Origin of the sequence: Nocardia pseudobrasiliensis NBRC 108224 (genome assembly GCF_001613105.1) — a bacterium.
Taxonomy (GTDB): Bacteria; Actinomycetota; Actinomycetes; order Mycobacteriales; family Mycobacteriaceae; genus Nocardia; species Nocardia pseudobrasiliensis.
Genome location: NZ_BDBS01000048.1, coordinates 72265 through 83305, shown reverse-complemented (window position 1 = coordinate 83305; position 11041 = coordinate 72265). Strand labels below are relative to the sequence as shown.

Sequence of the window (11041 nt, the reverse complement as noted above, 5' to 3'; positions counted from 1 at the left end):
ATTGGCGCCGTGCGTGTTGATCGTGTTCCGCGCGTTGTCGACATTGGCGCCGTGCGCGCCGTCCACGATCCGAGCGTTGTCGACGTTCGCGCCGTGCTGATTCACGATGTTCTGCGCCGCTCCGTCATTCGGGTTGGTAGCGAGCGTGTTTCGGGCATTGTCGACCGCCGCGCCGTGCTGGTTGACCGTATTGCGCGCGCTGTCGACATTCGCGCCGTGGTTGGTGACTGTGTTGCGCGCGTTGTCGACGTTCGCACTGTGGGTGTTGATGGTGTTGCGCGCGTTGTCGACATTCGCGCCATGCGTGTTCACCGTGTTGCGCGCGTTGTCGACGTTGACACCGTGGGTGTTGATGGTGTTGCGCGCGTTGTCGACATTCGCGCCATGCGTGTTCACCGTGTTCCGCGCGTTGTCGACGTTGATACCGTGGGTGTTGATCGTGTTCCGCGCGTTGTCGACATTGTCGCCGTGCTGGGCGACCGTATTCCGCGCGGCATCGACATTCGCACCGTGCGCGCCGTCCACGATCCGCGCGTTGTCGACGTTCGCGCCGTGATTGGCGACCGTCGTGCGCGCGTTGTCGACATTCGCACCGTGCGTGTTGTCGGTGGTACGCGCGTTGTCGACATTGTTGCCGTGCGTATTGTCCACCGCCCGGGCATCATCGACATTCGTGCCGTGCTGCGTCACGGTATTGCGGGCGTTGTCGACATTCGCGCCGTGCGTGTTGACCGTATTGTGCGCCTCCTGGATGGTCGGCGGCGGCGTCACCGGCTGTCCGTGGATCTGCTGCTGATACGTCAGGGCCTCGTCGAGTTTGGCCTTCGCCTTGTCCACCGCCTCGGAGGCCTTCTTCTGGGCATCGAGCGCACTGTCCAGTGGGGCTTGCTGTTTGGCGATCTCGCGGTCGATATGGCGCAGATCCCCCTCGGCCGCGGCCACATTGCGCTCCTGGCGGATCACATCGCGCTCGGCCTGCCGCAACTGATCCCGCAGTCCCCGATCACCTTCATTGCCGGGCTGTTTCAACTGATTCTTCAGATCGGCCACATGCTGGACCGCATCCCCGTGCGCGGTACGGGCGTCGTTCACCTGCTGCTGCAGGGGTACGCGCCGGGTATCGAGATCGTGGAGCCGATCCTGAATTCCGTTGAGGCGCTGCTGCACAGCGTTGTTCGCCGCCTGGTGAGCGTCGAGCGACCGATTGAATTCCTGGCGGCGCTGGTCGACTCGATGATCGGCCTGATCGACCTGACGATCCGTGGGATGGGCCGGAGGCGTCTGCGGATTCTGCTGCGCGGGCGGCGCGGCGGGCTGTTCGGCGTGCGGCGGCCGCGCGGCATTGGCCACATTGGTCAGCGAGTTCTGGACATTCGGATCATTGCGGAACCCGTCGAGCCGGGCCTGCGCCTCGTTCGCCTCGGTTTGGGCCCGGTTCGCATCCGCGCGCGCCTGCGCCGCGATCTGCTGCCGTGTATTCGCGTCTCCCGCATGGTTGTTGCGGGCGTCCTGCGCGCGCTGTTCGGCGGCCTGTGCGCGCTGATCCGCGATCTCCGCCTTGTGCTGGGTATTGAGCGCGTCCATTTCCGCGCGGTGCCGGGAGACCTCGATATTCCGGTTGACCTGATACTGGTCGGAGCGACTGCCGAACGGGTTCAGATTCCGGCCCTGGCGGGCGAAGGCGTTCTGGGTGTCGCGGTCCAATCCGCGGGCCGCCGAGTAGTTGCGCTCGTGCTGATCGAGCAGATCCTTCTGCCGCTGTTCGAATGTCCGCGGCGGCTGCTGATTATTCCCGCCGCCCGCGTGCGCCGGGTTGTTACCGCCACCGATCTGATGCTGGTTGTTGCCACCGCCCGGCTGGTGCTGGTTGTTGCCACCGCCCAGCTGGTTGCCGCCACCACCCAATTGGTGTTGGTTTCCGCCGCCCCCCAACTGGTGCTGATTGCCGCCACCACCCAAATTCTGCAGGGGCACATGCAATTCCGGATGCGTGGCAGTGAAATCCGCACCCGAACCCGGCCTAGCCCCCAACTGCCCGATATGACCGCGCTGCGCCCCGGTGATCGCGCCCTGGGCAGCCCCACCGATCAAGCCGGTACCGACATTCTCGAGGTAGTTGCCGCCCGCCACCACGGTATACAGCACACCACCGGCCAGACCGCTGGTCACATTCGTGGCCGCGCCCGCGATCGCGCCGTTGGCCGCGCCCGCCCAGCCCCGCGACGGATCCACGCCGAAGTTCTTGAACAGATCCCCGCCCCACTTCTGGAAGTAGACGGCGGGCAGATGACTTGCCCATTTACCGACCATCGATGCTCCCATCGACAGTCCGATCTCCTGCCCGTTGTAGCCGTCGCGATGCCCCTTGGCGATCTGGATGGACTGGATCAGGAAGTCCTGGCTACCGGACCAGAGGCCGACGTTGACACCGCTTTTGACCATCCATTTCGCGAACTCCTCGGGCATCACGTCGAAAACGTCGCGCACGAACGGGTTTCGCGACCAGCTCCGCGGCGCGAGATCCAAGAACGTCTTGCCGGGGGTGATCTTTCGAACGCCCAGACCGATCGGATTCGCCAGCAGATCGCCTGCCTTGCTGGGAATATCAGGAATGATCTTGACGAACTTGATGAACTGCCCGATAAGCTTGCCGACCCCGGGAATCGACTCCAGGAAGGCCACCACCGACCGGCCCATGCGGTACAGGAAGGCGCGGGTGGCGCCGATGGCCGCGGCCTCGACCGCGGGGGCCGTGGGCGGGAACAGCCAGGCCATGAATATCTCACCGGCGAGCAGGGCCAACGTCAGAATGACCATGAGTTTGGTCTGTTCCATCGTCGTACCCGAATTCCGGGTCGACTGGCCGATCTGATCCATCAGCTTGGCCAGCTGATCGATCGAGTGGTCACCACTGATCAGTTTCGTCATCTCGGCGCGCACCGAATCCTGACCGGCGCCCGAGGGATAGGCCGCGAGCGTTTCGTTCAGGACGGTCTGGATCTCGGCGACCAGTTCGTGCAAAGCCTTTGCCGCGGCTTTCCATTCGTCGCCCATGGCGAACATCTTGTCCTCGTCGCCGTCGGGCCATTCCGCGCCGCCGACATAGGACAACCACCGCAGTTCCGGGGGTAGATACAGGGACATGGCGTGGTTTCCGTTACGCTCCCGGGGTGTCGGCTTTACGCACCGTGGCCGCGGCGTCGACCATGCCCTGACCGAACTGCTGCAGCGATTTCACCGTTTCGTCCGCGCCCGCGAGCAGTTCCGTCCGCGATTTCGTATAGCCGTCCTCGCCGTCGGCGAAGCCCTTCCCGAATTTGTCGTTGCCCCAGGTTTCCGTACCGGCATGGCCCACGGCGTTTTTCAGCTTGCCGACAATGCCGTCCATCTTGTCCTTCACCGACAACAGATGATGTCCGGCGTTCTCCAATTTGGTCGGATCGACCTCGATCGGTTGCGTCATTGCAAATCCTCGGGCTCACGTAAACTTGCGGGTATGTCTTGCGGCGTCAGCGTCAGGGCCACCGCCGCTCCAGGACCGGTGACACCGACATCCGATGCCATGATCGGTATTTCGGTATCGCGCTCCAGCAACGGCCACATCATGGCGCGACCGCGCCTGGTTACCTCCCGGGCAGCGGCCCGCACGGCAATCGGCAGCGCCTCCGCGACCTCCGCATAGGAAAGATCGCCGATATCGGCGGAGAACTTTGTTTCGATCAGTACGCCATCGGCATTCACGGTGACCGTGATCCGGTTTTCGCACGCCATCGCCGTGGCCGTCAGCAGCTTGCGCCGACTTTCCAGCTCCGCTATATCACGCGCGCGCTGCTCCGCCGCTTCCGACGTCCGCGCGGCCGACCCCGCACCATCCTCTGCCACAGCGAATCCTCCTCTCGCCCTGCGGATACCACCATGGCGCCACCGAGCGACCCTGCACCGGTCACCTGGATCGAAGGTTACCGCAACATGTCCGGTAACGCGTACGATGTGCGAACAACGATCCAACAATGGACCTCGAATGATCGCGCGAAACCTCAGCGGTAGGTTAATTTTTCGTCATGCGGCCTGCGGGGTTCGGGGCTAGCATTGGGGCGTGGAGGTTGCCGATGAGCAATGAGCGGTTGAAGGCCGATGCCGCGATGATGATGGAGGCATTGTCCGAGCAAATGTCCGGCATCGCCGAGATTCAACGCAACCGGGCTCGGCTCACGGCTACCGTAACCGCCTGCGACAAGCGGATATCGGTCACGGTCAATGCGGACGGCATTCTCATCGACACCAAGTTCGCCGACGATATCAAGGACCTCAGCTACGAGGAGATCGCCGCGGCGATGACGCACTCCGTACAGGCCGCCGCGCAGAAGGTCCAGGCGATGACCATCGAACTCATGGAACCACTGCGCGAACGCAAGGCGCGCCTGCCCCGGCTGTCCGAGATGCTGGAGGGCGCACCGGATCTCGGCGATATGATGCCGATGACGCCGCGGGTCTCCACCGCACCGCCCAATTCCCCGGAACGTCACTACGAGGAGGCGGCGCCGGTCTACGAGGACGTGGAGGATTTCCGCTCGCGTCGCTCGATGATCAATGACACCGACCGGTAGGTGCGGATTGGGCTGCTGCTATGGGACTCTATCTGCCGCCGGAGCTGCGCTGGCTCGGCTATGTCGCGGGCAGCGAATGGCCCGAGGGCGATGAAACCGTAATCCGCGAGGTTTCGCGCGCGTGGAAGGACGCCGCGGCGGGACTGCGGGCCGTCATTCCGGATGTCCAGGCCGCCAAGGGGATGGCCGTCGCGGCCTATCGATCCGGAGACGGCGCGACCAGTATCGGCAATATGTTCGACGGCATGCTCACCGGGGACAATTCCATCGAATCGCTCGCGAAATTCATGGATTCGGTCGGCGATGCGGCATTCGATATGGCGACCCAGGTCGAAGCGGCGAAGCTGATGGTGATCATCTCACTGATCGCATTGGCCATCGAGATCTTCTGGGCGTGGATGTTCCCGCCGACCGCGCCCGCCGTCGAGGCCGCGGCGGTCGGAACCACCCGGGCGATCGTCCGCTTCATGGCCAGATTCATCGAGGACCGGATCGTGGCCCAGGTGCTGCGTATCTTCGGCGAGAAGTTCGCCAATCTGGCCAAGGGGTGGGTGGCCAAGATCTTCGAGGCGGCGCTGATCTCCGCCGGTATCGATGGCGGCGTGCAGCTGGGCCAGATGGCCGGGGGCACGCGAAAGAACTTCGACGCCAAGGAGTTCGGCGCGGCGGTCCTCGGTGGCGCCGCGGCCGCCGGAGCGGGTAAGTGGTTCGGTGACTTCCTGGGCAAGGGCACCGGAAAGTTGTTCGGCGATATGACCAATCCGTGGCTTCGGACGGGTAACGGACTTTTCGTCGGGGCGGGTGGTGGTCTGTTCGGCAATGCCGCGGCGAATGTGGCGGCGGGCTCGATAACCGGCGATTTCACCGAGGGGCTTGCGAATCCGCACGCGTGGGTCGGCAGTGCGGCGGGCGGTGGTATCGGCGGCGGTATCCGTGGTTTCCGCGGCGGGATCGAAGTGCCCGGCGGCTTCCGGAATTTCGAGGTGGAGTCGTTCGCGCCGGGCGGGGGCGGACGGGGGTTCGAGTTCCCCACCGGCGGCGAGACCAATACCTTCGGCTCGCGCGGTACCGGTGGCTCGAACCAATTAGTCACCGGCGGTGAACATTTCGGTTCGACCGGCGACCGAACCTTCCCGGCCTCGGGTTCGACCAACGAGGGCGGCCGTGGGTCCACCGGCGGCAACGATTCGCAGGGCGGCCACATGCCGCCCGATCGCGGCCAGTCCGGCGGCCCGGGACAAACCACCGGCAACGGCCCGCGGCCGACCGACACATCGACCACGAATCCCTCAGGCAACCAAGCCAATCCGACCACCGAGGGCCATCGAACCACCCCCGCGTCCGGATCCACCATTGGCAGCGACCAGCCGAACCCGCCCCCCAAGGGCTCGACCGGCGAGGACGGCCACCAGGTCACACCCGTCGCGAATTCCCAGGGCGGCGACGGCCAACGGACGACACCCCCCGACACGTCGGGCGGCAGCCAGAAATCGTCCCCACTGGACACATCCGGCGGCGGCCAAAAATCCTCCCCACTCGAAACATCCAACGGCGGCCAGAAGGCGTCGCCCGTCGACACACCCGGCGGCAGCCAGAAGTCCTCGCCGCTCGACACATCCGGCGGCAGCCAAAAATCCTCCCCACTCGACACATCCAACGGCGGCCAGAAGGCGTCGCCCGTCGACACATCCGGTAGCAGCCAAAAATCCTCGCCACTCGACACATCCAGCGGCGGTCAAAAGGCTTCGCCCGTCGACACATCCGGCAGCAGCCAAAAATCCTCGCCGCTCGACACGTCCGGCGGCAGCCAAAGATCCTCGCAGGCCGACACGTCGGGCGGCATCCCGAAAACCTCGCAGGCCGACACGTCCGGCGGAAGCCCGAAAGCCTCCACGCCCGACACGTCCGGTAGCGGCCAAAAGTCCTCGCAGGCCGACATGTCGGGCGGCGGGCAGAAGACCTCGCCGCTCGATGCGTCCGGCGGCGGCCACAAGCCCTCGACCGGCGACGCATCCGGTTCGGGCCAAAAATCCACCGTCCCGTCCAATACCGGCGGTCAGTCCTCCTCGGCGGCAAGGAGCGATATACAGCAACCCACCACCATCGGCGGCAATCGGTCCGGCGCGAGCCTGCCCTCCGGCGGGGACCAAAGAGGTCCGGCCTCGGGGGTCGCCGCGAACAGCGGCGATGGGGCCACCCCACGCCCACCCGGGCGCGTGGGAAGCGACACCACCTCCTCGTCCTCGACTCCCGTGCGCGCATCGAGTCCCGTTCCCAGCGACACCCATTCGGGTGGCCGCGCCGATTCGCTGCCGAGTACCCGAACCCCGGTGAACAATTCCGGCGACGGGTCCGCCCCGCAGTCGAACAGGCCCGGCGCCACGCCCCGACCCGGCGGCCACACCGTCGGCGGACAAGGCGACAGCCTCAGCGGCGCGGGCAGCGGGTCGACCTCACAGCACGACACTCAACTGGCCCCGTACGGATCCCGCACCCACGGAGGCGCGGGCGCGGATTCGTCGCCACCACATGCCGGCCCGGGCGATGCCGGGTTCGGAGCTATCTCCGGGACCGGCCACGGTTCCCGCGGCGACGGCGAGCACGGACCGGCATGGAAGCGAAACCCCGACGGCACCTTCACCGTTCGGCTCGACGACGGCGTCGAGGTCCAGGTCCTCGACGGCGTCGTGTTCGTCGGCCTGCCCGGCGGGCGCGACGGCGGTGGCGCGGTCACCCCGCATACATTCCGGCCCGACGGGTCGGTGAAGTTCACCAATGGCGACGGCTCCACCACCACCGTGAAAACCGATGGCGGAACCGAACATCGGTCGCCGGACGGCGCGAAGACGACCTACGAACCCGACGGCGCCAAGATCGAATCCGGCCCCGGACGGCCCACCGTGGTCACCACGCCGGACGGCACCGTGCACACCGTGCCCACGGATCGGCAGAGCTGGACCGCCCACGACGATGGCGGTTTCACCGTCGTCTCCCCCGACGGCACCCACCACACGATCGACCCCGACGGCAATATCGTGGTCGGTCGTCCGGGCGAGGATCATGGCATCAAATTCTCCCCCGACACCCGATCGGTCGAATTCGTCGACTCCGACGGCAACGCCGCCGGAACCACAGCCGGTAGACCCGGTAAGGGCGCGGGTCGATTCGAGGAGCAGACCTTCGGCCGCCCGGACCGCACCTCGACCACATTCGGCGCGGACGGCTCGGTGACCACCCGTGGCCCCGACGGATCCACGACCACCGTGAAATCTGACGGCACAACGGAATTCGCCGATCCCGAGGGCCACCGAACCATCCACGATCCCAGCGGAACAAAGATCGAATCCGGACCGGATCGGCCCACCCTGGTCACCCATCCCGACGGCGGCAGCCATACCGTGCCGACCGACCGAGGATCCTGGAACAAGAACGCCGAGAACCAGCTGCTGATCAGCTCGCCGGACGGCACGATGCATTTCATCGACCCGGACGGCAATACCGTGCGGGTCGGTCGCGGCGTGGACGATCCGCAGCGGATCACCATCGACACCGAGAACCATTCGGTCGAATTCCACGGTCCCGAGGGCACGAGCCTGAAGGTCGAGGTCGGCGCGAACGGTTCGGTCAAGACCACCGCCTCCGACGGCGCAACGGTGACGATCGGATCCGGCGGGTCCGCGGAATTCGTCTCCGGGGACGGCGCGAAGACCGGATTCGGTTCCGGCGGAAGGACATCCGGCTCGAAGTCGAACTGGGACGACAGCGCCGCCACCTGGCACAAGAGCGGCGACGACATCCATATCACCGCACCCGACGGCACCCACTTCGTCATCGACGGCGAGAAGAACATCCACTTCGGCCGACCCGACGATCCGGATCAGTTGATCACTGTCCGCCCCGACCGATCACTCGAATTCGGCAGACCCGACTGGACCACGCATACGATCACCCCCGACGGCTCGATACAGACCAAATCCCCCGACGGCGGCAGCACCACCGTGAAGCCTGACGGCACAACGACTTTCGAACAGCACAGTGGCGATGTCACGGTCGCCAAATCCAACGGCACCGTCGTATCGACCGGACCGGACAAACCCACGACCGTCTCCGGTCACGACGGCACGGAACAAACCCTCACCCACGACGGCTCGGTGCGAGTGCGCGATCCCGACGGCACCGTGCACACCTTCAACGATCCCGGTAATCCGCTGGGCGGCCGCAATACCCGCTATCCGGACGGCTCGGCGACCTCGGTGCACCGAGCGCCCGAGGGTGCCGGGTTCATCGACCGGATCACCGAGCGCCCGCCCGCGGTCGGCCTGCATCGGCCCGACGGCACGGGGTTGGAAGTGTCGGCCAAGGGCAATATCAAGGTCACCGATCCCAATGGCACCACCTACGAGAAGGATCCCAAGGGCACGGTCCGGGTGAGTGGTCCCGGCGCGAGCGACGACAAGGCTCCGATCCAATCCCAGGGCGGCACCGTCAAACTGTCCAATGGCGCGACGGTGGAGAACACATCCGACGGTTTCAAGGTCTTCCACGCCGACTCGGTATCCGAGGCGGGCCGGGGCGGGGTGAAATTCACCGACCAGCAGGGCATTACGCGGGAGACCCGACCCGACGGCATGATCGGTGTGCGGGAGCCGGGCGGTTCGATCCGCGAGATACGCGGCGACGGCTCGGTGCGAGTGACCGACAAGAACGGGACGTCGGAGGGCAGCCGGCCCGACGGCACCACCTGGACCGTCGACGACAAGGGCAAGCTGCACCTCAACGATCCCGACGGAACCCAGCACGACCCGGTCGACCGCGACAGCCCGAATATCCGCGGCCGCGACCTGGTCGGCAATCTCCCGCCGCGACTTCCGCACTATCCGGACCCGCTCGACCCGATGTTCTATCAGGCGCCCTTCGGGCCCACGGCGTTGCAGTTCATGCCGATGCCGAATATGCCACCGCCGCCACCGAACTGGACGCCACCACCCAACTGGACCCCGCCACCCAACTGGACGCCACCGCCGAATTGGACGCCGCCGCCGTTCAACTGGAACCCACCGTGGTCCGGTAATTGGGGCGGCTACTCCCCGCCTCCGACACCGGACTACTCCGGCGTCGCGGCCATGGCCGACCGCCAGATGGCGGGTCTGTCCGCGTTGTCGAACAGGCTTGCCGGTCTCGCGGGTCTGTCGAGCGCGCAACTGGCGGCGATGTCGCGGCTGCCGGGGTTGTCGAATCTGGCTGGCCTGTCCGATCTTTCGTCCGCGCAGCTGGCCGGGTTGTCGCAGTTGTCGAATCTGCTCTCCGGCCTGTCGCCCGCGGAACTGTCGAATCTGCTCGGCGGCAATATGGCCGGACCGCAGGGGTTGTCGGATCTGCTCGGAGCGTTGAACGGACTGTCCGGCCCGGGCGGACTGCCGGGCTTGGGCGATCTGCTGTCGGGTCTTGACGGACTGTCCGGCCTGGGCGGTCTGTCGGGCGTGAGCGACCTGTCCGGGCTGTCCGGACTGTCGAATCTGTTGAACCCGTTGCTGTCCGCGGCGTCTCCCGCCCTGTCGGCACTGCTGAACGCGCTCGGCCTGCCGAATTCGCTGGAATCACTGTCCGCGCCAGGACTATTGGACGCGCTGCGCAACAGCGGTTCGAGCCTCGCCAATTCCGCCGGTGCGCAGCCGAGTTCACCCGCGGCGGGGGCGGCCGACACCGGCGGTTCGGGTGCCACGGATATGTCGTCCGACGCCGGAACACCGCTTGACGCAGGCGCTTCCGGAACATCAACTGGCGCTGGCGGTTCGGGAACATCACCAGGCGCAGACGGCTCCGGAACATCACCAGGCGCAGACGGCTCCGGAACATCACCAGGCGCAGACGGCTCCGGAACATCAACTGGCGCAGACGGTTCCGGAAACTCGGCCGACCCCACCGGCACCGCGACCGGCGACGCCCCGGGCGCAGAGCCCGGCTCGACGGCGACGACACCCACCCCTGGTGATAGCGCGAACGCTCTGTCGCACAATGGTTCCTACGACGACTCGAACCCCAGCGCCCCGCTGTCGCCACGCGACCAGGCCGCGCCAGGGCAGTCGCCGGGATCACCCGGCCTGCCGAGCGCGCCCGGTTCACCGGGCGCACCACCCGGCGGCCGCCCGCAGACCGAGGCCGAAAAGCGGAAGGAACGGAAGAAGGACCGGAAGAAGGACGATCGGCGAAAGCAGAAGCCGCTGAAGGCGGTTGTGGTCACCTCCCCGGAGCAGACCTCCGAACCCGTTGGCCCCGAGGCCGATGTGGACGTCATGTTCACACTCGGCGATCCGCTCGGCGCACAGGCCCGTTCCCGCGAGAAACAGGAGCCGGTGCCGGAGAAGACGATTCGCGGAACAGATCCCGCCGGAGCCTGATCGCCGGCCCGAATATGAACGCAACACCGACGAGGA

5 protein-coding genes are annotated in these 11041 nt (G+C 66.2%); 2 read left to right on the top strand and 3 right to left on the bottom strand.

Annotated features, from left to right (window positions below):
• From NP4_RS32330 to NP4_RS32320, 3 genes are all read right to left on the bottom strand, one after another.
• The coding region (locus NP4_RS32330; RefSeq protein ID WP_444980128.1) for a WXG100-like domain-containing protein at nucleotides 1-3144 on the bottom strand (3144 nt) is incomplete at its 3' end.
• Between the two features lie 13 nt (nucleotides 3145-3157).
• On the bottom strand, nucleotides 3158-3463 hold the full coding sequence (locus tag NP4_RS32325) for a hypothetical protein (protein WP_068006046.1): 306 nt from the start codon (nucleotides 3461-3463) through the stop codon (nucleotides 3158-3160).
• Nucleotides 3460-3882, bottom strand: coding sequence for a YbaB/EbfC family nucleoid-associated protein (locus NP4_RS32320; RefSeq protein ID WP_068006044.1), 423 nt, complete (start codon nucleotides 3880-3882; stop codon nucleotides 3460-3462). The genes NP4_RS32325 and NP4_RS32320 overlap by 4 nt, the downstream gene beginning before the upstream one ends.
• Nucleotides 3883-4109: 227 nt before the next feature.
• On the opposite strand from NP4_RS32320, the gene NP4_RS32315 reads away from it, so the two are divergent.
• Nucleotides 4110-4607 carry a YbaB/EbfC family nucleoid-associated protein gene (locus NP4_RS32315; RefSeq protein WP_068006041.1) on the top strand — a complete coding sequence of 166 codons (498 nt, stop codon included), beginning with the start codon at nucleotides 4110-4112 and terminating at the stop codon, nucleotides 4605-4607.
• A gap of 20 nt (nucleotides 4608-4627) precedes the next feature.
• Nucleotides 4628-11005, top strand: a complete 6378-nt coding sequence (locus NP4_RS32310) for a WXG100-like domain-containing protein (protein ID WP_068006039.1) — start codon at nucleotides 4628-4630, stop codon at nucleotides 11003-11005.
• Nucleotides 11006-11041 lie beyond the last annotated feature (36 nt).